Annotated in this window: 31 protein-coding genes and 2 pseudogenes; 20 read left to right on the top strand and 13 right to left on the bottom strand. The window is 59.4% G+C overall.

Annotated elements, in window-relative coordinates; translation table 11 throughout:
* Window positions 1-96: 96 nt before the first annotated feature.
* Window positions 97-777: a hypothetical protein gene (locus M1R55_RS30435; protein ID WP_249396820.1), complete on the top strand. Its 681-nt coding sequence runs from the start codon at window positions 97-99 to the stop codon at window positions 775-777.
* A 505-nt stretch (window positions 778-1282) separates the two neighbouring features.
* On the opposite strand, the pseudogene M1R55_RS30430 reads toward M1R55_RS30435, so the two are convergent.
* Window positions 1283-1994, bottom strand: a pseudogene (locus M1R55_RS30430) (IS6 family transposase).
* Window positions 1995-2052: 58 nt separating this feature from the next.
* On the opposite strand from M1R55_RS30430, the gene glpX reads away from it, so the two are divergent.
* The 5 genes from glpX (at window position 2053) to M1R55_RS30405 (ending at window position 6148) form a co-directional block, all read left to right on the top strand.
* Window positions 2053-3027 (top strand): class II fructose-bisphosphatase, encoded by a 975-nt coding sequence (glpX, locus tag M1R55_RS30425; RefSeq protein ID WP_249396849.1) that lies wholly within the window; start codon window positions 2053-2055, stop codon window positions 3025-3027.
* 127 nt (window positions 3028-3154) lie between these two features.
* The gene (locus M1R55_RS30420; RefSeq protein ID WP_249396819.1) at window positions 3155-3865 is read left to right on the top strand and encodes an IS6 family transposase; all 711 of its coding nucleotides are present in this window, start codon (window positions 3155-3157) and stop codon (window positions 3863-3865) included.
* Window positions 3826-4515, top strand: a complete 690-nt coding sequence (locus tag M1R55_RS30415) for a hypothetical protein (RefSeq protein WP_249396854.1) — start codon at window positions 3826-3828, stop codon at window positions 4513-4515. The genes M1R55_RS30420 and M1R55_RS30415 overlap by 40 nt, the downstream gene beginning before the upstream one ends.
* Before the next feature lie 87 nt (window positions 4516-4602).
* Entirely contained in the window at window positions 4603-4938 is a 336-nt protein-coding gene (locus tag M1R55_RS30410; RefSeq protein ID WP_249396818.1) for a hypothetical protein, read from the top strand.
* 385 nt (window positions 4939-5323) lie between these two features.
* A complete protein-coding gene (locus M1R55_RS30405; RefSeq protein ID WP_249396817.1) occupies window positions 5324-6148 on the top strand; it encodes a DUF421 domain-containing protein in 825 nt (274 codons plus the stop codon).
* A gap of 165 nt (window positions 6149-6313) precedes the next feature.
* Here M1R55_RS30405 and M1R55_RS30400 read toward each other — a convergent pair.
* The 3 genes and pseudogenes from M1R55_RS30400 to M1R55_RS30390 form a co-directional block, all read right to left on the bottom strand.
* Window positions 6314-6986 (bottom strand): annotated as a pseudogene (locus tag M1R55_RS30400) (IS6 family transposase); the annotation flags it as partial.
* A gap of 301 nt (window positions 6987-7287) precedes the next feature.
* Entirely contained in the window at window positions 7288-7689 is a 402-nt protein-coding gene (locus tag M1R55_RS30395) for a hypothetical protein (RefSeq protein ID WP_249396816.1), read from the bottom strand.
* Between the two features lie 346 nt (window positions 7690-8035).
* A complete protein-coding gene (locus M1R55_RS30390) occupies window positions 8036-8569 on the bottom strand; it encodes a nuclease A inhibitor family protein (protein ID WP_249396815.1) in 534 nt (177 codons plus the stop codon).
* 945 nt (window positions 8570-9514) lie between these two features.
* Between M1R55_RS30390 and M1R55_RS30385 the strand changes: the two genes are divergently transcribed.
* The gene (locus M1R55_RS30385; protein WP_249396814.1) at window positions 9515-9880 is read left to right on the top strand and encodes a hypothetical protein; all 366 of its coding nucleotides are present in this window, start codon (window positions 9515-9517) and stop codon (window positions 9878-9880) included.
* A gap of 253 nt (window positions 9881-10133) precedes the next feature.
* Here M1R55_RS30385 and M1R55_RS30380 read toward each other — a convergent pair whose 3' ends face one another.
* Complete coding sequence (locus tag M1R55_RS30380) at window positions 10134-11081, bottom strand: tyrosine-type recombinase/integrase (protein WP_249396813.1); 948 nt, start codon at window positions 11079-11081, stop codon at window positions 10134-10136.
* 94 nt (window positions 11082-11175) lie between these two features.
* Between M1R55_RS30380 and M1R55_RS30375 the strand changes: the two genes are divergently transcribed.
* Together M1R55_RS30375 and M1R55_RS30370 are read left to right on the top strand one after the other, a co-directional pair.
* Window positions 11176-11436, top strand: coding sequence for an AbrB/MazE/SpoVT family DNA-binding domain-containing protein (locus M1R55_RS30375; protein ID WP_249396812.1), 261 nt, complete (start codon window positions 11176-11178; stop codon window positions 11434-11436).
* Window positions 11433-11831 (top strand): PIN domain-containing protein, encoded by a 399-nt coding sequence (locus M1R55_RS30370; protein ID WP_249396811.1) that lies wholly within the window; start codon window positions 11433-11435, stop codon window positions 11829-11831. Before M1R55_RS30375 ends, M1R55_RS30370 begins: the two co-directional genes overlap by 4 nt.
* 111 nt (window positions 11832-11942) lie before the next feature.
* On the opposite strand, the gene M1R55_RS30365 is transcribed toward M1R55_RS30370, so the two are convergent.
* Window positions 11943-12236: a hypothetical protein gene (locus M1R55_RS30365; RefSeq protein ID WP_249396810.1), complete on the bottom strand. Its 294-nt coding sequence runs from the start codon at window positions 12234-12236 to the stop codon at window positions 11943-11945.
* A 255-nt stretch (window positions 12237-12491) separates the two neighbouring features.
* Between M1R55_RS30365 and M1R55_RS30360 the strand changes: the two genes are divergently transcribed.
* From M1R55_RS30360 to M1R55_RS30350, 3 genes are all read left to right on the top strand, one after another.
* A complete protein-coding gene (locus M1R55_RS30360) occupies window positions 12492-12869 on the top strand; it encodes a hypothetical protein (RefSeq protein WP_249396809.1) in 378 nt (125 codons plus the stop codon).
* A 90-nt stretch (window positions 12870-12959) separates the two neighbouring features.
* Window positions 12960-13331: a hypothetical protein gene (locus M1R55_RS30355; protein WP_249396808.1), complete on the top strand. Its 372-nt coding sequence runs from the start codon at window positions 12960-12962 to the stop codon at window positions 13329-13331.
* A gap of 90 nt (window positions 13332-13421) precedes the next feature.
* Entirely contained in the window at window positions 13422-13793 is a 372-nt protein-coding gene (locus tag M1R55_RS30350) for a hypothetical protein (protein WP_249396807.1), read from the top strand.
* A 5-nt stretch (window positions 13794-13798) separates the two neighbouring features.
* On the opposite strand, the gene M1R55_RS30345 is transcribed toward M1R55_RS30350, so the two are convergent.
* Window positions 13799-14005 carry a hypothetical protein gene (locus M1R55_RS30345; RefSeq protein ID WP_249396806.1) on the bottom strand — a complete coding sequence of 69 codons (207 nt, stop codon included), beginning with the start codon at window positions 14003-14005 and terminating at the stop codon, window positions 13799-13801.
* A gap of 154 nt (window positions 14006-14159) precedes the next feature.
* Between M1R55_RS30345 and M1R55_RS30340 the strand changes: the two genes are divergently transcribed.
* Entirely contained in the window at window positions 14160-14531 is a 372-nt protein-coding gene (locus M1R55_RS30340; RefSeq protein WP_249396805.1) for a hypothetical protein, read from the top strand.
* A 53-nt stretch (window positions 14532-14584) separates the two neighbouring features.
* Here the strand turns inward: M1R55_RS30340 and M1R55_RS30335 are convergent, their stop codons facing one another.
* On the bottom strand, window positions 14585-14887 hold the full coding sequence (locus tag M1R55_RS30335; RefSeq protein WP_249396804.1) for a hypothetical protein: 303 nt from the start codon (window positions 14885-14887) through the stop codon (window positions 14585-14587).
* Window positions 14888-15662: 775 nt separating this feature from the next.
* On the opposite strand from M1R55_RS30335, the gene M1R55_RS30330 reads away from it, so the two are divergent.
* Window positions 15663-16088, top strand: a complete 426-nt coding sequence (locus tag M1R55_RS30330) for a hypothetical protein (RefSeq protein ID WP_249396803.1) — start codon at window positions 15663-15665, stop codon at window positions 16086-16088.
* A gap of 321 nt (window positions 16089-16409) precedes the next feature.
* A complete protein-coding gene (locus M1R55_RS30325; protein ID WP_371827349.1) occupies window positions 16410-16868 on the top strand; it encodes an SMI1/KNR4 family protein in 459 nt (152 codons plus the stop codon).
* Between the two features lie 259 nt (window positions 16869-17127).
* Here M1R55_RS30325 and M1R55_RS32565 read toward each other — a convergent pair whose 3' ends face one another.
* From M1R55_RS32565 to M1R55_RS30305, 5 genes are all read right to left on the bottom strand, one after another.
* Entirely contained in the window at window positions 17128-17295 is a 168-nt protein-coding gene (locus M1R55_RS32565; protein ID WP_371827353.1) for a hypothetical protein, read from the bottom strand.
* Between the two features lie 214 nt (window positions 17296-17509).
* Complete coding sequence (locus tag M1R55_RS30320; protein ID WP_249396801.1) at window positions 17510-19210, bottom strand: hypothetical protein; 1701 nt, start codon at window positions 19208-19210, stop codon at window positions 17510-17512.
* Window positions 19207-19557 (bottom strand): hypothetical protein, encoded by a 351-nt coding sequence (locus M1R55_RS30315; protein ID WP_249396800.1) that lies wholly within the window; start codon window positions 19555-19557, stop codon window positions 19207-19209. Before M1R55_RS30315 ends, M1R55_RS30320 begins: the two co-directional genes overlap by 4 nt.
* 29 nt (window positions 19558-19586) lie before the next feature.
* The gene (locus M1R55_RS30310) at window positions 19587-20351 is read right to left on the bottom strand and encodes a nucleotidyl transferase AbiEii/AbiGii toxin family protein (RefSeq protein ID WP_249396799.1); all 765 of its coding nucleotides are present in this window, start codon (window positions 20349-20351) and stop codon (window positions 19587-19589) included.
* A complete protein-coding gene (locus M1R55_RS30305; protein ID WP_249396798.1) occupies window positions 20348-21022 on the bottom strand; it encodes a hypothetical protein in 675 nt (224 codons plus the stop codon). The genes M1R55_RS30310 and M1R55_RS30305 overlap by 4 nt, the downstream gene beginning before the upstream one ends.
* 90 nt (window positions 21023-21112) lie before the next feature.
* Between M1R55_RS30305 and M1R55_RS30300 the strand changes: the two genes are divergently transcribed.
* The 5 genes from M1R55_RS30300 (at window position 21113) to M1R55_RS30280 (ending at window position 25921) form a co-directional block, all read left to right on the top strand.
* Window positions 21113-21859, top strand: coding sequence for an RNA ligase family protein (locus M1R55_RS30300; RefSeq protein WP_249396797.1), 747 nt, complete (start codon window positions 21113-21115; stop codon window positions 21857-21859).
* A 220-nt stretch (window positions 21860-22079) separates the two neighbouring features.
* The gene (locus M1R55_RS30295; protein WP_249396796.1) at window positions 22080-23588 is read left to right on the top strand and encodes a HEAT repeat domain-containing protein; all 1509 of its coding nucleotides are present in this window, start codon (window positions 22080-22082) and stop codon (window positions 23586-23588) included.
* Window positions 23589-24494: 906 nt separating this feature from the next.
* Window positions 24495-25079, top strand: a complete 585-nt coding sequence (locus M1R55_RS30290; protein ID WP_249396795.1) for a ParA family protein — start codon at window positions 24495-24497, stop codon at window positions 25077-25079.
* Window positions 25076-25339 carry a hypothetical protein gene (locus M1R55_RS30285; RefSeq protein WP_249396794.1) on the top strand — a complete coding sequence of 88 codons (264 nt, stop codon included), beginning with the start codon at window positions 25076-25078 and terminating at the stop codon, window positions 25337-25339. The genes M1R55_RS30290 and M1R55_RS30285 overlap by 4 nt, the downstream gene beginning before the upstream one ends.
* 288 nt (window positions 25340-25627) lie before the next feature.
* On the top strand, window positions 25628-25921 hold the full coding sequence (locus tag M1R55_RS30280) for a hypothetical protein (protein ID WP_249396793.1): 294 nt from the start codon (window positions 25628-25630) through the stop codon (window positions 25919-25921).
* Window positions 25922-26011 lie beyond the last annotated feature (90 nt).

Genomic DNA, 26011 nt, shown 5'->3' with positions numbered 1-26011 from the left:
GTACCCTCGCACGTGGCCCCTGTTGGAGGGAGAGACCTGGGATTTTTACAGCAGGGGCGAGACATCTGACTGGGCTCAGGCCGTCATGCTGAGAGCATGTTCATCGTCCTGGGCCTGGCGTATTTGTTCTTGTTGGGCGCCCTGGGCTTGGGAATATGGGCGGCGGTACGCGGAGTGACCCGTTATCATCCCAGGGCCATGGGGGCCGCCGTGGTGGGGCTGTTCCTGCCCTGGATTCTGATGGGGGTGTACGACTTTGTCTCCACTGAGCAGAGCAACTATCTGACGAATTCCGGCGTTGATACCAGCGTTGGGTACAAGAACGTTCCTGTGAGTCTCAGCTATACCCTGATCGTCCGAATTCCACCAGACCGTTCGCTGGTGCTGGGGCCAGGGGTCACCCAGGAGGAGAATCCAGAGCGCCCCCAGCTGATGTATGCGAACGAGGTTGCCGTCCGTGCAGAGCGCGTGTATGTGCGTTCTGAAGAAGGCATCGGCGTCATTGATCGGACGAAGAACACCTGGCAACGCTTGGCTCGAACAGAGTTTCAAGAACTTCGGGATGTTTCCTGGATCACGCCTCAGGCGTACAACAAGACTTACGGACCTCAGCCAGGACCGCTGTACCCCGCCTGGAAAGCGGTGACGCAGCTGTGCCTGCCGGTTCTGCTCCTGCTGTATTTCGCCTGGGTCGTGAACTTGCGGCGCTTGATTGTTCGCGCTGGGCGGCGTCCTACTGCGGTGGCCGATGTTCCTCTTACCCTGAAAGATGGCTGATCTCCAGCAGACGAGCTCATTTGTCTTCGTACTTCATTTCTGAATACCTCGTGGCGCCTGGAGCGAACCAGACGAATGAACACGGCGAGCGGGCAGCGTCATTCCGCCAGCTTAAACCCCCGTTCAAACCAGAGGGGTAGATGCGTGTTTAGTCTGCTGCCTGTGCCTCTGGCGGGCTGAATCTTTCTGGAAGCTCGTCGTGCTCAACTGAATTTGAGGAGCCCGAGTGAACAAAACCATCAAAGCGGCATTGAACAGTCAAACCCTCCTCTGGCTTGAACACAGGGGCTGGTCAGAAGACAGAGAGTATGACGTAGGTGATCATCTTGCCCTCCTCAGCACACGGGGATGGGAGGCGCCATTCCCCAGCGCTCTCGCATTTCTGCAGTCATTCGATGGCTTGGGAGATTTCAACAAAAAGACACTTGACGATGAAACATACTCCGTAAGGTTGTGTTGCCTTAACTGATCTCATGACAAACGGAGGGCAGGAGTGGCCTGAAGTTCAGGCCACTCCTGCCGCGATCATCGACCACGTCTGGAACGCTTTTCTCTGATTGCTTCGTCTGTTCGATGCGGAGACGCTCGTTCGGGTGTGATGATGGAGATTCTCAATTCGGGCGTGTAGGCTCAGAAATTCCTGCGCTCGTGTTCTCCGCTTGAATCCTTGCTGTTGTCGCTCTTGACGCCGTGTGGAACGGTGAGATTGTTCGATCAAATTGTTGCAGCGCGCCGTGGAGATCACCTGCTGGTGGTCGGCATTGACCAGGCTCGGGAGTTCCCGGATCGCCGCTCCATAACTCCACAGCTGACCCGGTGTGAATGACCTCTGGGACATCGTACTCACCCAGGAGGCGAGTCAGGAAGGTCTTCGCAGCTTCAGTGTCGCGGTGCCGCTGAAGCAGGATGTCAAGCACAAAGCCGTACTGGTCTACCGCCCGCCACAACCAGTGCCGGACACCATCCACTGTCGTGCAGACCTCATCCAAATACCACCCTGAACCCCGGCGGGGTTCCCGATAACGCAGTTCTTCCACAAATCGGGAACTGAACTTGATGCACCACTCGCGGAGCGTCTCGTGGCTTACCTCGATGCCGCGCTCGTGCAGCAATTCTTGGACGTCCCGGTCGCTGAGCGGAAAGCGGTGGTACAGCCACACGGCGTGTTGGATGATGGTCATGGGGAAACGGTGGCGGTAAGGCTTGGCGTCGGTCACGGATGGTCAGCCTACCTCGGTCCAATTAAGGCAACACAACCCTAAAAACACCTCCGAACTGCAATTGGAGCATGCCTTGGTTTTGGAGACCGTACGCGTTACAGAGCGGGCAGCACTCGCAGCTTCCCATTGGGTTGGAAAGGGCAACGAGCACGAGATTGATCAGGCGGCCACTCAGGCCATGCGAGATGCTTTAAATACGCTTGATATCGAGGGGACGGTTGTCATAGGTGAAGGAGAGATGGATGAGGCACCTATGTTGTACATAGGGGAAAAGATGGGGAGCGGTGCACGGCACGTCATCATTGATATTGCCGTTGATCCTGTTGAAGGCACGACCGTTGCAGCCAAAGGGTTGCCCAATGGCATTGCAGTAATCGCTATTGCGGAGAGTGGCGGCCTTCTTCATGCGCCTGATATCTATATGGATAAACTTGTCGTCCCCCCTCCTGCTGCAGGCCGCGTTCATCTCGACTGGCCGATCGAAAAAAACCTCGTGGCGCTCGCTGCAAGCCTTGAACGAAGCATCGAAGACCTGACAATTGTGATTCTTGACCGGGAGCGCCACAAAGCGTTAATCGAAGCCGTTCGTGATGCTGGCGCAAGGGTCAAGCTCATTGCGCAAGGCGACGTAATCGCCTCTCTTGCAGCGGCGATGCGGGGTACAGGTGTTCACGCAGTCATGGGTTGGGGCGGCGCGCCGGAAGGTGTGATCACCGCCGCCGCCCTCAAATGCCTCGGCGGCGAAATCCAGGGCCGTTTTATGCCTGAATCGGATGAGCAGCGCCAACGGCTCAGAGGCATGGGATTAGATGAAACGCAGGTTTACAGCACTGCTGACCTGGCGCCTGGTCAGCAGTTGGTGTTTTCTGCAACTGGTTTGACAGATGGGGAATTATTGCAGGGTGTGCGCCGTTTTGGTGGAGGGGCACGAACACATTCGGTTGTGATGGGCTATGCGAGCCGGGTTGTCCGCTTCATTGACTCCGTGCACTTGGAAGAGGACGGCGCACGTGTGACTGTGCGAGCTTGATTTAAATCTCAATGCAGCTCGTCGTAGCCATGCTCGCTCAGCACCGAAGACCAGTGGTGATGATTTTCGCTCTGAACATAACTGCATGCGACAGGTTCTGGCAGGTTAACCGGTATGGTGGTAGCCAGTGACTGACCGTCAGCCCTACCGCCACCGCTTCCCGATCAGCATCATCCAGCACGCGATTTGGCTGTACCATCGCTTTCGGCTCAGTTACCGAGATGTGCAGGAACTGCTTCAGGGGCGTGGTATTGAGGTCAGCCACGACACGCTTCGCGAGTGGAACATCAACTTCTCGCCGCTCATCGCTGAAGAGCTGCGTCACCGGGAACAGGGGCGGGGTTCCCGGTGGCACATGGACGAAGTCTGTACCACCGTTGCCGGTGTCCGCCACTGGCTGTGGAGAGCCGTGGATGAGCACGGGGTCGTGCTCGACGTCTTGCTGCAACGCCACCGAGATACCGAAGCGGCAAGAACGTTCTTGGCTCGCCTGCTCGGCGAATTCCACGTCCCAGAGACGATCTGCACCGACAAGCTGGCCAGTTACGGGGCCGCCATCCGAGAACTTCCGGCGCTTCAGGAGGTCGACCATCAGCAGGTGATCAGGGCGGCCCGCTGCAATAATCTCGTCGAGCAGTCGCACCGTCCCACACGACAACAAGAGCGGAGCCAGCTCGGTTTCAGGAAACTCAAGCGAACCCAGGAATTCTTGAATCTCCACGCCCGGATGACCAACCTTCAGCGCCATGCTCGAACGACGGTTCCCGCCCACCTCAGAAGAAGCAACCAATACCGGGCATGTCAGGTGTGGCGCGAGGTCGGCGCAGGGGTGGCCTGAAGTTCAGGGCACCCTGCGCTCCGTCTATCAGCAACACGATTAACCTGACAGAACCCCTCCGGTTGCAGGCCCGCCTTGGCCTGGCATTCGCCCTCAAACACCCCCCGGAGCGCTACACGCTCCAGCCAGCACGGCTGCTCCCCGAACCCACCGCAGGCATCAGCGGCCCAGACCTGCTCCAGGCCTTGGTGATGGGTGAGCCGTTGCCACTGGACACCGTGTTCTGCCTGGGCCAGACCGCTGTACCCGTGACCCTCTCGCCGGATCAATGGCGTCTGTTGCGTTGGGTGAACGGACGGCGCACCCTGGCCCGTGCCATGGAAACCTCCGGGCTGGAACCGGATAACGCCCAGCAGATGGCACGTCAGCTCATGACTTCCGGTCTGGTGCACCCGAGCGCGGTGGTGGGCCTGCGCTTGATCGTGGTGCGGCTTAAGCCTGCCTCTAGTCTGTATCAGCCCCCGTCCAGCATTCGGGCCAATCTCTTTTTGCGGCACTTGGACGGCGTTCGGGACGTGTGGACCATTGCCGAAACGCTCAAATTCCCCACCGAAGAGGCCGCGACTCTTTTGGTAGCCTTGCACCGCGATAACGTGGTGGAAGTGGTGCGTGGGACTCAAGAACTCGCTCGTCTGGACGAGGAATTTTAAGCGGTGGCAACAGAACATCGACGTTTGAATCGCGCAGGTGCTTCGACATCTGGAAGCAGTGGGCGGAGCCGAGCTCTACAGTGCGGCATGATCACCTTGACCTTCCAACGCCGCCAAGGCAACAGCGCGCTGTTCCTGGGACCTCAGGGACAGTATTACCTCGCGGAAGTTCGGGCCTTGGAGCCCGAGAAGGTGGCCGTGTTGATGGGTGCGGATTTTGGAGCTGCGGTGCTGATGCCGCATCCACAAACATGGTGGTTTCAGGTGGATCCCCGGATGATGACGCGGTCTCGGCCGCACGAGACCTTGGCGTTGTATCCGCGCCCAGAAACAGCGATCGCCAATCTATTCTTGCGGTTGGAGCAGCATTCCCAGGTGCAGTACAGCGGTTTACTCAGTGACTTGACGCCCTCCCGGGGGTGAACCTGGGTGTGGGAGCTGCCGTGAAATTGCTGGCGTCGGTGCAGGCATTAGCCGCACGATCGTCGGGTCAAACGGCTGGCAATCGTGCTCAAGTGGTTCAGGAATGACCTGCTGGTTATCCACTCCCTGGCGGGCATCCATCTCATGACTCAACAGACGATCAATGTTCAGCGTGCCCTGTCCTGTTGTTTCCCAGCTGACGCGAGGTCTTCAGTCGAGCTTTCCTGGGTAGACTTTGATGGATGCCCGCCTCACCCCCTGAACACCGCAAACGTATCAGGCGTGGGCTCTGGGAACCCTACCGTACCCAGCTCAGACTTCAGCCAAGTACAGCATGCTTCCATGCCCATCTGTCAACCAGTGAACCCCTCCCAGACCGGTGCCTGTGAGCACTGACATGGTGCCTTTCGACTGGGAACGCATGTTTCTGGGCGATGTGCCCCCACTGTTTCTTCTTGAAATCGTCTTTCGCACCGCCCTGATGTTCGGGTGGCTGATGCTGCTGCTCCGCATCACCGGCAAGCGGGGACTGGCGCAGCTCAGCCCGCTGGAGCTCGCTATCGTGATCGGCCTGGGGTCGGCGGCGGGCGATCCCATGTTTTATCCCGAAGTGCCTTTACTGCACGCCATGTTGGCGTTGGGTATGGTGGTTGGATTGCAGCGACTCCTCACCTGGCTGGTCATTCGCAGTGAACGCGTCGAAACTTTTATTGAAGGTGTGCCCGTCGAACTTGTGCGGGACGGCGTGATGGTGCCCAACGCACTGAGGCAGGCCAATCTCAGCCGGGAAGACCTGTTTGAGCGATTGAGAGGCCAAGGGGTGCGGCAACTGGGTGAAGTCCAGCGGGCCTATTTTGAGCAAGACGGAAGCCTGACGGTGTTCACCCATCAAGGCAGCCCCCCTCCTGGCCTGCCGGTCGTACCGCCGTGGGATGTGCAGTGGCCTCTGATCCTAGATGTCGGAGCGACACACCGTGGTGTGGTGGCCTGCTTAGGATGCGGACAGACGCAGGAGGTGGCTGGTTTGTTGCGGGTTTGCTCAGCCTGCGGGCCTGAGGAAGATCAGGGGGGGAGTCATCAAGAGCGGGTGCAGAGCACAGGCTGGACACTGGCCACGACCGATCCTTTGATACGAGGGGGAGACGACGGTTTAGGTGGGCAGGCCATTGACGGCGGGGAGCGCAAAGCTCAACTTGGGGGGCGGAATTGAGGGACGCAGCCTTGTCGTTGAGACTGGAAGGCAAGTCAGCGGCGGGGTTGTGTTGCCTTCATTCGGGGCCGGGTATGGGGAGGGCAGGGGTGGCCTGAGATTCAGGCGACCCCTGCCGCGACCGATGACCCGGTCTGGAACGCTTACCGATGACCCGGTCTGGAACGCTTGTCTCTGATTCTTTCGTCTGGGCTGGGCGGAAACGCTGGTGCGGGAATGAGGGTGGAGGTTTAGAGGGTCGTGCGTGCAGGCTCAGCAATTCCTACGCGCGTCTCCTCCGTCTGAACCCCTGCTGACTCCGTTCTTGACGTCGTGTGGGGCGGTGAGATTGCAGGGCCAGATTGTTGCAGCGTGCCCTGGAGACCACCTGCTGGTGGTCGACGTGGACCAGGCTCGGGATTTCTCGGATCGCGGCACCGGAGCTCCGCAGTTGATCGGTGCAGATGACCTCTGGAACGTCATATTCACCCAGAAGCTTGGTCAGAAAGGTTTTCGCAGCCTCGGTGTCGCGATGCCGCTGAAGGAGGATGTCGAGGACGAAACCGGACTCGTCTACCGCTCTCCACAACCCGTGTCGAACGCCATCCACAGTCGTACAAACCTCGTCGAGATGCCACCGTGAACCCCAGCGGGGTTCACGGTGCCGTAAGGAGTCAGCGAAGAGAGCACCGAATTTAAGGCACCATTCGCGCAGGGTCTCATGGCTGACCTCAATACCGCGTTGATGGAGGAGTTCTTGGACATCACGCTAGCGGAGAGGAAAGCGGTGGTATAGCCAAACGGCGTGCTGGATGATGGTTAGTGGGAAACGGTGACGGTAGGGTTTCGGGTCGGTCACGGCGGGTCAGCCGACTCCAATCCGATTAAGGCAACACAACCCTTGCGAGGGGGGTTAGAACTCTTCCGCAGCAGCCAGAAGCTCTGCCAACCGGCTGGACTCTGCTAGGACAAAAACCGGAACAGTCGCCAAAGGCGCAGGCACTAAAAGGGCGCGTCCTCCCTCAAGCCGCGCTCCACTCATGTGCCTCGCTCGTGATCCACCCGCGAAGGGAGTGTCCCCCAAGTCTGTTCAACCAGCTTCACCGGCAACCTCTGTGTTTGAGTCGTGTTGAGTGAGGTGACTCCAGTGTTCGCTGCGCTCAACTTTCAGCAGCCCACATGTACATCCAACCGATCACACCAGCGTTTTCAATGTCGAGAGGGGTTCGCTTGCGGTAAGCGTCATAGAACATCGCCTGTCGTTCAGGTGGATGGTTGCGAGATGGACGAAACCGATCATCACACACGAGGGCACTAAAGAGGTGGTCCCAGTACAGCTCGTCCTGAACGGCTTCCTCATCTATTTGGGCGATGACGTAGCGAGATCCCCCATCCAGGGGAGAGTCGATGATTTCGTACCAGTAGTGTTGATTGTGCTGCTGCACGAGGCCTGTCAGCGGACCATCGTAGTAGTCCTGGATCGTCACCAGCGTGAACGCCTTGCCATCAAGTTGTGGGAGGGAAGAGAGATCGCGTGTATGTCGCACATCTTTGAGTCGCATGAGGGTCTCCCAAGCCTAGCCTGATCTGAGATCAGGGGAGGTCAAGCAAGGAGATGGGTCATCCGCCATATCGCTTTGTTTCTCCACTCTCCCTAGCATTGAATTAGGGTGTGCAAATACAGCGACCGACTTCGTCACAAGACTCGCAGAAAGGGCAGAGCATTATCCTGAGCAACGATCATGTGCCAGCCTGTCATACATGCATGACTACCGTCTAGATTGCGAAAATCCGTGTTTAAGTAGTGCTAGGCGAACGCTTGCGCCAGCGGCTCAGGGGGCGGCGGACTGAGCAACGTGCAGGCCGTCAGTGAGAAAGCAACGAACGGCGCGACCAGCCGCCGCGCCCTCACGTTTCTACCGCCCACGTTTCCAGACCCGACACGCCGCCGCGATCTTCGCCCAAGATAAAAATGCGCCACACGGCGGGGTTGTCCCGCTCCTGCACGCGGTAGACCTGCATGGCAGAATAAGAGCGGCGGAAAGTATCCCGCAGCAAGCGGAAACGGCGGGCACTTTGGGCGCTGGCGGGGTCGAGTGGATCGGTGGGCGTGGTCAGGCGCTCAAAGAAGGCCTCAAACTCGCGGACTTCAACGGCGGCGGCATCGAGCATGACGAACTGCACCACCGACTCTGCAGGAGGCAAGCGTTGGGCGGGAGACCAAACCGGCGAGAACGGCGCGTCAGTTTCGCTGAGGTAGAGCAGGCCAGTCGAAATGCGGGCCAGAGCTTTGACAGTCATGGGCACGGGGCAGTCTCGCAGGGCTTGGGCGGCCAGATGGGTCAGCGCGGACACTTTGGGGCGGGGCGGGGTCGCGCAGGCGCTCAGGGCCAGCGTAAGGGCCAGCAGGAGCTTAAGCATGGCCCCGCCGTTATCGGTCACGTTGACGCCCGAGCAGCGCCGTGTTGCCCGAAGTACCCTGACGTATGGTTCTCTTCCTGATCGTTTCCCTGCTTGCTGCAAGGCCAGATGTCCAGGTAGCGGTGCCCTTCCCTCCAGGGAAGCAGGTCACCGTGAGATCGGCGCCGAACACTGACAGTTATGCTTGGGAACATACGCAGACGCTCTATTCACCTGATCGGCAGGCCGCCGCCGTGCAGTTCTGCTGGGAAGCGCTCCGGTTCACTGGGTGTGAAGTCAAACTTGCTCGACCTGGACGTGCGGTGCAGACACTCCCCAACAGTTTCGTCAAGCAGTTGTTGTGGACGCGTGACAGTAAGTACCTCTTGGGGGCTGGCTATAACACGCTTCGAATCTGGAACCGAAATGGAGGAGGGCGGTCAGTGGTGATCACTCCATCTTCACGGCACGGAAATCCACCCTTGGCTCTGGCTCTGCTGCCTGACGGCATATGCGTGCGTGCTGTAGAAGGCTCTTGGCGATTGGCTTTGCCCAGTCTCCAACGTTTGCCTGGCAACTGCACCGTGGATTGAACACGGTATCGGTTCGGTTTACTTGTCGCCGTTCACTTATCTCTCCGTGCGCGGCGTTAGTCATCCTAACGGCGGGCAGCACTTCCGCAGTCCGGCGGGTCTGGCTTTGAGGTTGTTTCAACCTGTAACAACCTCAGACACCAGGACAAAGAGCGCGGCTTATGCCTTCGCCGGGGCCACGCTCTGAGGGTGTCAGGGGCAACGCCACGTTGCGGCTCCGGGTCGCCCATTTGGTGCGGAAGAGCCTATCGTTCAGCCGCAAGCAAGAGCATCTCGAACTCCTGATCTGGATGTTCATTCACCGCGACAACGCGTCATGACGTTGACGCCACGACCCGCTGGAGCGTGACAGTATGACTGCGTGATACGGCTTCAGCCTCGGGATTACCCTGCCTTGACGTTCTCTCCTGATGAACCAGTCGTGGTGATGTGCTTGAACCAGGAGATCCGAACCTTCGTCGTGGGCTTGACTGGTGCATATGTTGACCCAGATCTGGTGCTGGAAGGCGTACGCCTTGAGCTCTCGGAGTGGACAGCTCTTTGCATTCAGGAGCATATGGAGGGTGGGACATTGGCTGCAGTCGAACATCTTCCTGCTGAGTTAGCGGATATCTACGAGTTCGAAATGTTGAACGAGTCTGTCCGGCTAGCCGGCTCTCTGAGGCGAGCTCATGGCTGGTATGAGCTCACGTTTTTAAACCCGAAGATGACTGTGGAATACGTAGGTGAACGCAGGGTCGTTCTGCCCTTAAAAGCATGATGCTGTCAGACCTGTCCCGTTGATAATTGTTCTTACCAATCCTCAGTGCTGTTGGCACCGCAAGCAGGAGGGTAACCACCCATTCAAGAAGTCAGGTCACCCGACCAAGCCTGTTGACAGGCCATGAGGCGGGCTGACGGCTGCTTTTACAGGTGCTTCAACGAGCGTTCGAGCACCTTAAGGCATCAATCCATCTCCCATAACAGCTCTTGACCGTCGGTTCGTGAGTTGAAGCGCCAGAAGGCGCCCTCAGTCAACTGCCTTTTAAGGAGAGGCCTAGTACATCGCAGGGGGCACTTTCAAGGTTTTGATCGATGCCCAGATAAACCTCCGTGGTTTGAATACTGGCATGGCCGAGGGAGAGCTGAATCTGGTCGATCGGCGCGCCGCCCTTATGGGCGAGCTTAGCGAACGTGCGGCGTAAATCGTGCGGCGCGAGGGCGACGCCTTCGGGGGTCAGATCTGAGCGGCCTACTTGGGTGCCGTACTTGCGCACGATCAGGGCCACCGCTTCGTGGGAGAGGCAAGCGCGGGCGAGGACTTTCGATCCCCGTGGCGCGGTCGGGCGGAAGATATGCCCGCTGTTCAATTCCGCTTTCGTTGTCCACGCATCCATGGCCGCCTTACACCAAGCTGGCATGGGCACCGTCCGGGTTCGTCCGTGCTTGCCGGTGAGGTCGAGCACCACCCAGCGCCCTTCCCGCTGCTGAACATGCTGGAAGGTCAGGTTCACGAGTTCCGAACGCCGTAGACCACAGCCCAGCAGCACGGCCAGCAGAGCCCGATCCCGCAGACCGCGCAGGGTGGAGACATCCGGGGCGAGCAGCAACTCTTGCGCTTGAACCCGGCTCAGCCACGCTCCGGTGCGTTGCCCTTGTTTTTTGATGCCTTTGACCCGCGCGATGCTTTCCGCCTCGAAGATTCCCAATTGGCCGTTGTCAGCGGCTTCACGCACCAGTTTGCGGATAGCAGAGAGCCGCTGGTTCACACTCGCAGAGGAACGGCCGTCTCCAACCAGAACGGCGACGTAGCGTTGCACCACTGCTTTACTCAGGGGGGGTCTCCCCTGTTCATTCCACCAGCCCAGAAAATCGGTGAGAGCTGTTCGGTAAGCGGCTTTGGTCAGAGGTGAGGTGACGGAGTCCAAGACCAATTGGATCGGGTCGAGGGGGGGAACAGTGGATTGGGGAACCAGGGTCAAGACGTTTCTCCTTATCTGGGTGTAACAGACATTATCGGTAGTATAAAACACACGGCAAAGAGAAGGGAGGTGGCAGAAATGCTAAACTTGCCCTATGACCGCCAAAGAGGCATTTACTCTGGAAGTGAAGGAAAATGGCCGGGTGTTCCTCCCCGTAGCCTTCCGGCAAAGCATGGGCATCCATTCGGGTGACCGTTTGATTGTAAGAGTCGCTGAGAAGGGCAAGGCAGAACTGGTTACCGCCGGACATGCTATTGCCAGCACGCGGGGCATGTTCGCGCATCTAGCAATGAATGGAGAGTCGCTCGCAGACGAGTTGATTGAAGAGCGGCGTCAGGAAGCGGCTCAGGAATGAGCATGGTTCTGGACGCCTCTGCCGTCTTAGCTTGGTTGCAGGGTGAACCCGGGGCCGAGCGGGTGGATGAGGCCTTGCAGCAAGGGGCCACCATCCATACCGTGAACTGGGCGGAAGTGTTGACCAAGTTGGCGAGCAAAGGGGCAGCGGCCACTGATGTCACTCGGCAACTCACGGAGCGGGGCATTTTAGGCCAGCTGTTGCTCGTGGATGCAGGACAGCTTGAAGACGCAGTGACGGTCGCAGATTTGTATGGCGTGACGCGCAGCGCGGGGTTATCTCTGGGTGACCGCTATTGTCTTGCCCTTGGGCAACGTCTGAATCAACCGATCCTTACTGCAGACCGCGCTTGGCATACTCTGGCCCTCAACGTGTCCGTCGAATTGATTCGGTAGCTATAGATAACGGCTGACATCAGAGCAGCACGGTGTCCCAGACGTGGCGCACAGGAACGTACCTTCCTCGAAGTGCTAGGTGCTCAGGGAGGCGGGCAAATGTCAGGTCACTCACGGACGCGGCGGGAGGTCATAGACCGTGACGCTCACACCCTGGCCTGTCAGTTCTTTCTGCACGATGCCCTCAATGACGGTCCAGTCCCCGCCGGCGAGGCCGGCGCCGATGCGGGGCATGTGCACGCTCGCCTGATGTTCCTGGGTGAACGCCCGCACCCGGCCGAGGCCCTCGCGGATCGCGTCGTACCGCACCGGCGGCACGCGGGTGGCGCGGGCCTGACGAGCGATGTCGTGCTGCCCAATCAGGTTCGCCACCCAGAAGGTCGGCTCAACGTCCACGAACTGCACGCGGCCCAGCTCGAACGGCTCCAGTTTGTCATCCTGTCCCTTTGCCCAGGCAATGCCCGCCGCTTTGGAAGCGTCTTTGACGACGTGTAGTATCAGCTGACTCCAATCGACTCACGATTTACCCCTCATCTGGGGCAGCACGTGGTCGTGGGCCTGTACCGCTAGGCCTCCGTTCTGAAGGCTGAAGGTCGTGTGAACAATCGGTGAGAGGAAAAATGCGATTTTTTTGAGGGGTGGAACACTACCGTAGGCCGTATGTACCACACACGCCGCACCACCTTCCCCAGGAACCAGACGGTGGAGGTCCCCCACTACCAGATGAGGGCGTTCGATGGCCGGAGCTTGGTGTTGGTCCAGGAGCCTCGGTGCCTGAAGGTGGATGTTACGGCTCTGGACGCCCGTGCCATTGCCTGTGTGACGGACGTATTGCATGAGGGTGGGGAGATTCGAGGTCTGATCGCTGTGGACGCCATGCTCTTCGCCACCGTGTTTCAACTGGCCATGAACGATGAAAACTCGCCCGGACTGGGTGCCCTGCTGGAAGAGGCGTGGTATCTCCTGGCCCCGATTGAATGGCAACGGCACGTCCCTGTGCGTGCTGGGGAGTCTGTGCTCGTGGGCTTGTACCGCTGACCTTGCCCCTTGAAGACGTGGAGTCCTGTCGGCAAGCACTGTGGGAAAGAGTGAGGTTTGCTTCAGGAGGGGAACACTAGGGTAAATCGCATGTACCGCACCTGCCGCGCGACCTTTCCCATTGGGCAGACGGTTGAGTTGCCCTGCTACCGGATTGAAGCGTTCAATGGCTTGGGTTTGGAGTTGATCCAGGAGCCTTGGGGCATGGTAGTGAACGTTGCTGCCATGAACGCCCACGCTATCGCCTGTGCCCGGGAGATGCGGCCAGAGGGATGGGAACTGCGGGGCCTCATCGCCGTGGACGCCGTCATCTTTGAACAAGCTCTCCAGCACGCGATGACCGCTACGACCTCGCGCCGCTTTGGTGTCGTGCTGGGGGACGACTGGTATCTGCTGACCGCGGTTGAAGAGCACAGTCCTCCCCGGGCGGGACAAGTCGTGCTTGTGGGCCTGTACCGCTGACTCTGTCCCCTGAAGACGGAGCGTCCTGTGGGCAAGCAAAGGGGGGAAGGGCGGGGTTTGCTTAAAAAGGAGGACACTAGGGTAGGCCGCATGTACCGCACCCGCCGCACCTCCTTCCCTCAGGGAATGAAAATTGGGGTGCCTTGTTATCAAATCAATGCCCTCACGGGTCAGAATGTGGACTTGAGGCCCGAAGATCGGTCCATCACCGTGGATTGTGCTGAGTTCGATGCGCCCTCTATGGCGAACGTCAGGCGTGTTCGGCCTGGGGGCACGGAGATTCGTGGCTTGATCACTGTGGATTCGCTTCAGTTTGTGGATGCGTTCAGGCAGGTCGTCGTGAACGGCACGGCCCACACGTTCGGCACGGTGTTGCGAGACGCGTGGTACCAGTGGGTTCCGGTGGAATTGATCTTCGACCCACGTGCGGGGGAGTACTTGGTCATTGGCCTGTATCGTTAGCCCGCTCATGCCCCACACCCCGGCATGCTGAGGAAGTATCGCCCAGCATCTTGCCGCAGTAGCCCTGCAGCGGTGTTTAGTCCGTCCTTGTGCAGAGCCAGCTTGCAGATGCACTTATTCATCTTGCGGCTCTTGGCGTGGCGGTCGATGATGTTGTCCGCCTCAATGGCCGTGACGCTGCGGGTGTGTGGGAGCGGACGGGTGGGGCTCATGTCTGCCGCCCGCCATGTTGGTACTCGCGCTGCACATTGACCGGCAAGGTGCTCTCGACTTCAGCCGTCAGGCCTGTCTTCTGAGCCGCAGGGGCAGGCTGGACATGGAGCCAGCTCAGCACCTAGTCCCCCGAGATGGCGATACCTTGGGGTCATGTACGTGACTGACCGCACGACGTTCTCTCCGGATGTGACCCTCAGCGTGCCCTCTTATAGAATTGAGGCGTTTGACGGGAAACTGCTGCACCTCTCGCCGGAGCCGGAGTCCATTCCGGTAGATTTGAGTGGACTGGACGCCCATGCGGTGGCGCAGGCCACCGCAATTCAACCGGAAGGCTGGGAACTGCGTGGGCTGATCGCGCTGGACTCGGGCCTCTTCACGACGGTCATGAAACAGGCCAGAACGGAGGGCAACGTGCAGCGGTTGGGCACCGTGCTGGAGGACGCCTGGTATTGGCTGTCTCCGATCGACGTGAGATTCGTGGCGCAGCGCAATCAATCTGTGGTTGTCGGCCTGTTCCGTTAGCCATCCAACTTGCCGCGAGTGACAGCTCATTTGCAGTTGAGCGGGTACGGTGCTCATGCCCGCATCGCCGCAGGGATCGCCAGGCAATCAGGCGGTTTCGCATGCCGCGCATGGCTCCTGCTGTCGGCCTGTGCCAATTCCCGAATGAACATCTGCTCGCCCAGTGTGGTGGTTCGATGTTCCAGCCGGAAGGGTAACTGTGCATGACCACCCGGCAGGTTCACGACCAGCACGAGCCGACAATCAAACCCGCGCAGCACTTCGGCTCCGCCGTACACCCGTTCGAACTTACGGGCCTCCTGTTGGGTAAATAGTTCTACGCCCCTGCCTGGCTCCAGCACCAAGTACTGCACCACATCGAAATTGTTCGCTCTTTCTCGAACTATCCCCTAGCGCAGCAACAGCTCTTCCTCTGAGTGATAGGGATACCACCGGCCCCGCAACCCCGGATAATCAGCTGGCCCGGCCCTAAGTTGCGCAGGCTCACGGCCGTGCAGGGCCCATCGAGTTGCCCAGTGGCCACCAACACCGCTTGCTCACTGAACGTCACCACAAAGTGCTCAGTCTCTCGCTGCATCCCTCAACGTACCGCGCTCGCCGACGGCCCTGGGGCGCACATTCGCATCACGAAGCTACTCCACAACCCTCCCCCGGCTTAGGTGTCAAAAGAGAAGCCAGAAACCATGTGATCGCTGTTGCTCATACTTGACTGACGCGCCCTAGCTAACTGGGTGATGGTGTGGGGTAATGTGTGCTGGGTTTAGACATCTGGTCAGTTAGGGGAATAACTCAGTGTGAGGACGCAACGGCAGATGAGTAGTTATCCTCTGATCGTCCCCCTGTCATAGGGTCAGAGCTCGGCAGGGACTCTAGAGTCCACTGCTCTTCCAGACGACTTCTAGTGCCCAATCCAGTTCAGCATTGAGCTGCCGCTCAGGCTCAAGCGTTCAAATCGGTCCCAGTGATACACACTGACATGCACTCCTGAAGCGGAAGCCGGGGCAAAGGCCCAGCGTGGGGAGAGGGCGCGAGAGGGCAATAAAGGAAAGGTGGCAGAGGAAAACCGAGAACAAAAACTTTATTCCAAAGTAATCTGGGCTGACATAGACATTGTGGTTAGATAAGTGAGCTATGCCCCTGACATTCAATGATGCTGTCAACAGTAAACCTGAAGGTACTGGACAACGCTCCGCCTGGCGCGCGCTCCAAGCTTGGCAGTATCTCATTGGCCGCGCGCACAACCGACAAATGGTGCGCTACGGGGAACTCAGTGGGCTGATGGATTATGCGAACAATCAAGCCCTGACATCCGTCTTGAACAACATCATGCAGTACTGTCGCCAGCACGCCCTCCCTCCTCTAACGATCTTGGTCGTCAATCAAGAAGGTGTGCCGGGAGCAGGATTCACGACGGTTAATTCCAAGACTCCTTACCGAGAACAGGAAGAGGTGTTCGCCTACCCTTGGTTCAAGTTGGTTCCACCGACTCCAGAGGACTTCCAGGCCGCCATAGCATGGTCAAAACAGCAAGCTGCATCAGAACCCTCTGACCGCTGACTTGGCCCTGTATCGGAGCTACGGGCCGCTTTCTCTTCCGTGCCGTGCAGGTCGCAGTAAAACCCATTTCAGGCGCCCGCTCAGGCAACTGTGGTGCATGTCCTGTGCATGGACTGTATACCGAGCTAAAGTAAAGAAATCAAAGGCGGCCTTCGGGTCGCCTTTTCTGACTCATCGTCGACAGCGGTCTGCGCTGGGGCTAGAACCCATGAAACCACAATGGATTCCTGAGGGCAATCAGCCCTTCTCCACTCAGGCCATGCTCCTCGGAGGTGACATCGATCCTATGACGCTTGAGTCGTACATGACGGAATTGGAAGAGTGGTTCAGGGCTCAGGGGGTTACCCTGGGCGAGCTGAGGCAGCCGATTGCGCCAGAGCGGCTGTCCTGAGAGCCACATTTCCCCAGCGGCTGCCCGAGGAGTTTCTGGCACTGTATGTGCAACATGACGGTTTCCCACACTGGCCGATCTTGGAAGACACCTGGCATCTGCTGGACAGTGAGACGATCTTGACACTGTACTGGGAAAATCAGGGCTTTTTCGACGACGTCACCGCGGCTGAACCTTGGTGTGCAGAGTGGCTGCCCCTGCTCTGCAATGGTACAGGAGATTATTTGCTGCTCGATCTGAGCACGCTTGAAATCGGCACCTACTTTCATGAGGGCGGAGACTACCAGGTCCCATATCCACGGCTGACCGCTTATTTCGAGCATGTGGTGGACGGATTCCGGGCAGGACGCTATCAGTGGTCAGAAGAGGATGGGCTGGCTTTTGTGTAAGGGCCAGAACCATCTTGTCCAACCAACGGACCGTCCACAGATTGCCTTTGGAGGGGGTGTCCGGGGTAGGGACACGTTCTCCGCATAAACTTAGAATCCTAGATAACTAGAATTCCATTTACCGGGTTTGGGCCATAGTGCACAGAGCGTCCGCTTCGTCGCTGGGAGCATACTCTTGTACTAGAGATATAGTTTTATATACAAATATATTTCTGGTGTCCCCACCGGGAAAGCTCCTCTGGGTCGACGCTACACAGCATTAGCCCTTAAGTTGCTGCAGATCCTGCGGTAGTTGAGGGTTCCGGGCAGCCGTGTCCGCCACCTGCTGAAGCGGATCAGCGAACAACCGCCGCAAGAGTTCTTCTGGAGTTTTTGGATGAGCTGCAACTGCCACCCGAACTCGGGGACTGGTTGGAGAATCCAACATGACGTGGAGCTCCGACTGTGTGAGGAAAGGGGAGTTCAACAGCATCTGCAGGAGTGGCAGCTCTTTTCGATCCATGCTGTAGAACATGAAGCGGGCCGCGTACACCTTGACTAAGCGCCTTATGACGGTTGCGTTCACTTGAGGATGTCTCAGCAACGCCTGATCGTGTGGAGAGGCCACCAGCCGTTCTAGGAAAGATGCTGGGGTTTCTGGGTCAGTCAACAAGTGGGCGATGGGGTCTACCCCTTGGGACACCAGCGAGCGGAACAGTGGAATCAAGTCTACTGCCGGCGTGCGTGCGTTCGTTCTGGGCCATCAACACCAACCGCTCACCCGTGGCGTACAGACTGAGCGCCCCCAGTATTTCTGGGTGCGCGTTGGTCAGCAGCCATGGGCGAACATCCGGCGCCTGGGGATCAGCCATAATGTGGTGAATCAACTTCACAGGTACGTGAAGATTCATGATCACGTCTTGAGCGATCCACCGCTCTTGCGCGAGCTTTTCCAACACATCTGGTGGGGTGGCTGGATTGCGGGCGACGGCCTGACGCACTCCGAATTCCGGATCGCGTGCCAACTCGAGGAGCAGAGCTGAGGATAACCTTCCTTGTTGGGCCACGGCAGTCCGAACAAACTCGCTGGCATCTTGAGCGAGCTGCCTCAACAACGGCAAAGGCAGGGCGGGATTGGAGGCCACCATTTCCCGCGCTCTAACGTTCCCACATTGAACAATCGTCGCCAATTGCTGCTCGCTGAGGTTTTCCTGCCAAGCAACGTAACCGGCCCGCTCCGGATCATGAACCAAGTGATCGAGAATCTCGGGAAGAAGTTGTTGGTCTTGGGCCAAGAGATAATCGTTGTCCCCTCGCCGCCACGAGTTGATGACGTGCCACTGCTGTTCCAGCGTCAACTCCGGTACCGTTTCCCACTCGCTCTCTTCACCGGGTTCAGGCTCACGCTCTGCCAATTGTGCTCGAGCGGCGGCGCGCACTTCCTCATGGGAATCAGCAGCAAGCACAAGTAAGGTAGCCTTGGAGACTTGAGGTTGCCCCGCGATCCGGGCGCGGATCACCGGATCAGGATCGGCCTGCCACCGTTCCAAGAGGGCGCTGGGAAGTTCCGCACTCTCCATCAGCCGGAGTCGAGCGCGCACCAAGGGGATAGCGGCCACCTGATCCAGCACGGCATGCCGCAGCGGTTCCGGGCACGACGGATTGTTCAGCAGCCCCACCTGGATGGGCCACTCGTCGGAGGTCAGTTCACGTAGGGTTGCCGCCGCCGTGCTGGGGTTGCGGGCAACCGCCAGGCGGACTTGGCTATACCTGCTGCCCGAGAGCGTGTGCAGCTCTCTGGGGAGAGTGCGCGGGTGCTGCGCCTGATGCAGTACCCTCAGCAATGGGGCGACTTCATCTAGAGGCAAGTGAGGCTGGGCCGCGGCCCTGACCTCTGGCGCGGTGTCTCCCAGGAGGGGCAGGCGGACGTCAGGAGGGATCAGCGGATGCTGTGCGACGGCCCGGCGCACTTCAGGATCCCACGAGCGTGCCCAAGCCTGAACCACATCTCCCCCGTCTTCGGGCGTCCACTGCTGGATGCGGCGCACCAGCTGGGCGTCCTCGTCGTAGACATAGGCCACTACGCCACTTAGAGAATCACCGAAGAGGTAGTCCAGTCGACCAAAAGGCTCCACCGTGTTGGCCTGAACGTCCCAGCGGTAGGTGCCGTACCCGTCTTGAGCTTGTTCGGCCAATGCTTCTTCGATTTCACGAACCAAGAGGTGCGGCAGGCTGAGCAGGGCACCCGTGGCATCAAGGGCCTGGACGTCGTACTTCATCTCGTCCTCGTGCCAGTGGTAGGCGTACCGCACTTCCGTGACTCCGAGGGCGGCGATCTTGCGCTGGAAGCCAATGGGGGTCACGGCTCGTCCCCGGAGAGCGGCGCGGATCCACGGGTCATCCAGGGACGCAGAGGCAGGTCACCCAACCAGTCCTGCACCGTGGGGATCACGCCGCCCATATCCTCCTTGACGTGTTGCTCTCCAATCAGTCTCACTGGAACCTGCTTGCCGCTGGCCAGGCGCAGGGTGGTGCCGAAGACCTGTTCACACAGGAAAATGCCGAAGCTGGAATGCAGCAGGGCGCGGTGACGCACATCCGGCAGGTGGGCTTTGGTCTGGTCGAACCAGTCGTGGATGGCCTGATACTCCTCGGGCGCGCCGCCAAAGGCTTTGCTGGAACTGACGGCGTGGTGGTACGGATGGGCCATAGCTGGAAGTGTAACGGGGCCGCCCGGCATCAGGCGGTCTCGGTGAGGGCAGTGTTCATCACTGTGTCCACCACTGCTCGCACGCCATTCCGGACTTCCAGAAACTCCGCTTGAACCCCAGCGCGGCGCTGGAAGGTGCGCCATTTGCGGCCATTAGACACCGAGCAGCCCCAACTGTCCCGGGTTCGCAACTCGTCCAGATCGCTCAGGGGCGTCTGACGGCTGGAGAAGGCCAGGACCACCACTTCGGGTAAGACGCTGAAGTCGAGTCGCAGGGAGGTCTGCAGCAAGTGGAGATCGTACAGATCTTTGCCCCGCCACTTTCCGGGGCCGAACTCCACCAGACCGTGCAGCTTCCAGGCCCACAGGGTTTCCGCGGGGCAGGCAAGGACGGGGCCGACTTCGGGCATCAGCAACGTCACTGCAGCCTGCGCCATCGGGTCACCGAAAGAGAAATCGACCTGAAAGTGCTGCTCCTGCCCGTTGTGCTGGCCGACCAAAAAAGCCCGCAGGCCGGGAAAGGACGTCTCGGCCCAGATGGCTTCGGTGCGCGTCAAGGTCAGCCGTGTACCGTAGTCTGAAAGCTGCGCTACTTCAGCAATCACGGCGGCCAACGTGTCCGGCTGATAGGGGCTGGACACCAAATAGTCCACATCGGCGGGCACACGCCCTTGCCCGCACAGGGTGCGGGTGACCAGACTGCCGCGCAGCACCCAGTCCGAGGTCGCCGGGTGTTGTCCTGCCCGCCGCAACCAGCCCCGCAGCAAGGGTTGAAGCTCTGAAGGCCCGCTCACGGCGCTTCCCAGGCCGCGTCGAGGGCGCGGTGGTCGTCGTAGAGGCAGTATTCCATGACGGTGTCTTCCACTGTCCAGCCTGCCTGTTCGAGATAGCGGGTCAGGACGGCGGCTTGTCCCTCTGCTTCCGTCCGCCCCATTCCCCCTACGCGCAAGGTGACGAACCGCTCTTGTTGCCCATCCAAACGCGTTTTCAGTGGATTGCGAGACAGGTGCGCGCCTTGAGCCGCACACAGGAGTTCCAGGATGCCAAGGTTGGCGTCCGCAGCAATCACTAGGCGGGCGTGGAACTCGAAGTAGCGGCCCGCCGGTTCGTGAGCGGCGTCCTCTGCAGAGACCGGCACCCCGGCATTCCACGGGGCCGCCTCGATCTTGATGCGCTGGGTGGGAAAGCCCTGAGTTTCCAGGGCCGCACCCAAGTCTCGGGCGGCTTGCAGTGCAGTCTCCGGGGTCCCCCAAACACGCAGGCAGGTCATCGGCTGCACAGGCACTCCGGGGGCGAGTTCAATCACCAGCGCCTTGACCCCCAGTTCCCGGCAGGCGGCCCGGTATGCCTGAAGTCTGTTTGCGTCCATCGCCGCGGTGGTCACATGTACCTCAAAGGCGTCACCCTCCAGCCGCAGGGAGACGGCACAACGTTGACCGAGGGTGACGAAGCAGGAGACAGACATCTGCCCAGCATAGGGCGCAGCTGGGATGAGTCCAGACGCAAATGGCGTAGGGCGGGTGGCCGCGCCGAGCTGTCATGATCAGCCCCAGCGATGACAGAGCGTCCCCTCGGCATGAAGACCTACGGCCGGATTCCCCACCTGCCGGGCAGCCACCTGACCCCGGCAGACCGCACCATTTCCGAACGGGAAGCGCGTCGGGCCACGAGAGACGCCTTGCCGGGCGATCAGGTCTGGGTGCACGAAAAACTGGACGGCAGCAATCTGGCGGTGGCCCGCATCGGTGACCAAGTGTTGGCGCTCACCCGTGCGGGCTACCGGGCCGAGTCGAGCCGCAGACCTCAGGCCCAGTTGTTCGCCGCCTGGGTGGAACATCACGCTGAGCGCTTTCTGGGTCTCCTTCAGCCCGGCGAACGGGTCATCGGAGAATGGCTGCTGTTCGCCCACGGCACCCAATACCAGCTGGCCCACGAACCCTTTGTGGCTTTCGATTTGATGCAGGGGAAAGACCGAGTGCCGTGGGCGCAACTGACAGGCCGCCTGGGATCTTCACTGGTCACGCCTCAGTTACACGCGGCTCAGGCAGGTGACCCGTCTGCTTTGTTCCAGACGATTGGAACAGGCGGTCATGGAGCCGTGGAAAGACCTGAAGGCTTGGTCTACCGGGTAGAGCGTGGGGGTCAGGTCGATTTCCTGGCCAAGTGGGTGCGTCCGGACTATCAGACAGGCCTGTACTTTGAAGCGGATGAAGCCGTGCTGCCGAATCAACTGCGCTCTGAAGATGCCGAACTGCTGATACGGTTGGGTCACCGCCTGGGTTTGCCGGACTCCCCGTGTTGAGTCACCTTGCCTGCAGTGCTATAACGGCATTCCGGCGTGACGTGGGCCTGTTGGCAGGTGCAATTCCTGCACCTCGCTCGACATGCGGGGCAACAGTTGGCGAATCACGTCCAGCGGGCGAACCTCTCGGGGTTCGCCCCTTGCTGTTCAGGAGCGAGACGACACGGGCGCCTCTGTCCTTCTGTTACACGCCTGAGTGGCCAGCCTGTACTGTGGCCGGGTGCTCATCCTTCCTTCCGCAGTTCAGTTGCGGCACCTGCTGGATCAGGCCATCCCACAGAGGCAGCCCGACGCTCAAGGAGCGGCCCGGCTGCAAGCGTTTCTTGAAACGGTTCCGTCCTCTGGTTGGGTACGCTTGGAGGAGCTGTGGCGGCAAGCGTTTTCTTCTGGCTGGGAAGGCTCTGGCGGTCTCTGGACTTGGACACATGACGTTCGGGGGCGGGGAACGCCGCGCTGGCGTCCTTGGCTGGAACGGCATGCCCCTGAGTTGAACTCCATGCCCGGCGTCCTCACCGCCCTGGCCTTCAGTCCCGATGGCTACCTGCGCGAAGCGGCGGTGCACCTCTTGACGACCAGCGAAAGCCCCTTGTCTACGGCTGCGCTGCTGATCCGGGCCAACGATTGGGTGGCCCCAGTTCAGGCGGCGGCGGCCCATGCTTTGGCGCAGCGGCTGAGCGAGCCGTTCGTCGCTCACTGGGCACAGCACCTCGCCTTGGTTGATCGTCTGGAACACGTGGGGCGTGCGGATCTCCGGCCACTGGTGGCGGGAGCACGTGCCCTGCTGCGGACAGAGGGTGGGGTAAACGCCGTGAAGTCGGTGTTGCCCTCAGCAGACCGGGGGACGCGCCTCGCGGTGCTGCGCGTCGTTGAGGGACTCGCCGAACCGGAGCGCACCGAGTGGCTGGACGTCTTTGGACGAGATTCACACGCGCCTCTGCGTCGCCGATTCGCCCAACTGGCCGCCCTCAGCCGGTTGCCTCCTCTGTTGGCCGACCGTGACGCGGGAATCCGCCACACCGCCCTAATCCGCCTGATTGACGCGACGCCCGCACCTCAAACACCAGATTTTCTCTTCACGGCCCTCTTTGATCCTCGGAGTGGAATTCGTTCCTTGGCGCAGTACACCTTGCGTCAGCGGGGCACCGACGTCCAGGCAGTGTATCTGGCTGAGGATGAACAGCAGCTGACCACCTCTCCCCTGGCAGGCTGGATCGCCGGCCTCTCTGAGTTGGGGGAAGTGGGCGCTGTCAGCCGACTCGAACCTCTTCTGGCTCATCCCCAGGCCCAGGTGCGGCTGGAAACCCTTCGCGCTTTGGGTCGGCTGTCTCCTCAAGATCACGTGGAAGTGTTCGAGTTGTCCCTGTTCCGCACCAGCCCGGAAGCCCGGACAGCAGAGGCAGTGCTGATGGCTGCCAAACTCATCACACGAAATCGTCTGAACTCCCTGTGGAATTGGGCACAGGACGCCCCTTCCCGACAGCGGTTGCTGCGCCTCGCAATGCACTTGCCACGCTTCGATGCTGTAGAGGTTCTGGTGACGTGGCGGCCCAGCCTGGCTGCCGACCAGCGAGTGATGGTAGACGAGCGACTGATGTCCTTGCTCGCGGGGTACAGCACGCGCTTTTCTCTTCGGCCCAGTGGCCTGCAGCACGAACGGCTCCGACACCTCTTAAGCGGAAACGATCTTGACAGCAGCGTAAGAGCAGCATTGCAGGTGGTAGTAGCCTGACGAAGTGGCCAATGAGTTCACAAATGCACAATCTAGATTTGTAGAAGAATATTTCTATAGTTTCTTATATCTACTTCCAACGAAGACTGTTCTGGTCTGGCCGACCATGTGGAGCAAGGTCCCGCACAGCGTGTCCTGCCAGTCTTGTCTCAGACCCTGGAAGTTCCCAGGAGACAGAAGCATCTGAGCACTGTATTGACTGTGCTGGTGAGATTCGGTATGAGGATGATCCAGCTGATCAGCGAGAACCGACCGGTTATCAGATGAACTGCTGAGCGAATCTTCGTGGGAATGATGGCTGATCTCCGCTCGCAGGAGCCGCCTAGGTCAGGCTGCCTGTCGGGGCGGGCTGTACTGACAGCAGGGTGTTTGCTTCTCTCCCACTGTTTGGCGTAGCGCTTCACCTTCCTCGCCCTCGCCTCTTTCCAAAAGCCCGATTGCATATATCTCTAGAATAATATTTGATTATTTCTCTATAGAATTATATCGATACTATTCTACTCGTTCGTTTTTCTAGAATCCTAGAAAACTAGATGTCACTCTCTCCGCCCTCTACTACAGGCGATGAAGACGCCCGCGACCCTCGGCCCCAAATACGGGCTGGAGAAACCCAATACTATGTCTCTAGAAATATAAGTAGATATTTCTCTATAGCTCTATAGCAGTAGAACCCTAATCATCTGCTATCCTAGAAAACTAGTTGCCGCTCTCTCAGCCCTCTACTACAGGCGATGAAGACGCCCGCGATTCTCAGCCTCTAAGGCGGGATGGAGAAACCCAACCATATGTCTCTAGAAATATAATTAACTATCTCTATAGTTCTGTAGCAGAAGCACTCTGATTATTTGCTTTCCTAGAGTTCTAGAAAACTAGGTACTGTGCGCGCTTTGCACTATGCTATTGGCTATGAAGACGATCGCAATCCTAAGCCTCAAAGGAGGCGTGGGGAAAACCACCACCTCGCTGTACTTGGCGACCGTGGCCGCGCAGGCCGGTCAAGCCGTGACCATCGTTGATGCGGACAGTGAACACAGTGCCCACCGGTGGGCAGCTCACGCTCAACTTCCCTTTGAGGTCATTCAAGGTGAGCCTGACCGACTGGCACGGCAGGTGAAAGCCGCTCAGGCAGGCGGCCGGACAGTGATCATCGATACTCCTCCCAACTCCCGTGAGCTTCTGCTGCGGGCAGGTGGTCTGGCAGATATTGCCCTCGTGCCAGTGGCGCCGACAGGTCTGGAGGTCGACCGATTGCGGCCTACACTTGAGTTGCTCGCCGATCTTCAGGCTCAACGCGAAGACCTAGACGTGGCGGTGCTGCTCACCCGCTACAACCCACGGCGCCGGTTGGCCCGTGAAGCTGAAGAAGCGCTCGAAGGCCTACCTGTCCTGAAAGCCCGGATCCGCGAACTCGAAGCATATAAGGCTGCCTTCGGAGGGATCCCCAGCGATCTGGATGAATATGCCGCTGTCTGGAAGGAGCTCCAAGAATGACCAGAACCAAACGTCCGAAACTGGGAGATGTGTTGAGAGGGGGAGACCAGACCTCGCCGACAGCTCCACCAACGGCCCCGGCCCTGCCTCAGGAACAGGAAGCGAACAGCGACCAGGCCGTGGAGAAGCTGGTACAGCTCAACGTCACAGTGTCGCAGCAACTCCGGCGCGAAGTCCGGATCAAGGCTTTGCAGGACGGCGTCGAAGTTGGCACGCTTGTTCGCCGTCTCCTTCAGGAGTGGTTGGATCGCAAGTCATAGAATCCTAGTGGTATAGATTTCTAGGTCGCCGAACTCGTACCACTTGCCGATTTGAATCCGCGTGTTCAGCTAGAGCAGAGTCTGCTTTGGCTGAACGTCCACAGCTCGTTTCCGAGTGGCACCTCCCACGGCATGCCCCTGCTCTACCTGCGGGGTGAAGGTTGCGGCGTCCTTGCCGTCCAACCTGCGCCCACCGCAGAACGTACGCGCTGGCAAAGGGCAACCGCCCGACCGCCGGCTGGTTGCAATGCATTTTACGAAGCTTCGGAACGAAGTGGAGGCCCGGCTGTGACGAAATCGAATCCTGGACTGGCGCGGATGCTGAGCGCGGGCAAACAGACCGTGGATGAAAGCCGCACCCCCGTGCCCGAAGTCGCGCCGCCTGCCAGCCAACCCGAGCAAAAAAAATCCCTCGGCACCCGCATCCGCCCCAGCATGCACCACTTCCTGCGTGGGCTGGCTCTCGAGATGGAAAGCGAGGTCTACCACCGCGTGCACCTCGAAGACATCCTGGACGCCCTGCTGATGGAACTGCAGGCTGACCCCGAATTGCGAGCGAAAGTCACCGAACGCTGCCGGTAGGGGAGAGGATCATGGCAGACGTCTAGCGACGTCTGTTGAGATGACAGGCAACCAAGCAGAGTATTTGATAGGTTATGTGGCTTGATTGGC

It is taken from the genome of Deinococcus sp. QL22 (genome assembly GCF_023370075.1).
Lineage (GTDB): Bacteria > Deinococcota > Deinococci > Deinococcales > Deinococcaceae > Deinococcus.
The sequence above is the reverse complement of the archived record's forward strand: the minus strand, read 5'-3'. Positions and strand labels throughout refer to the sequence as shown.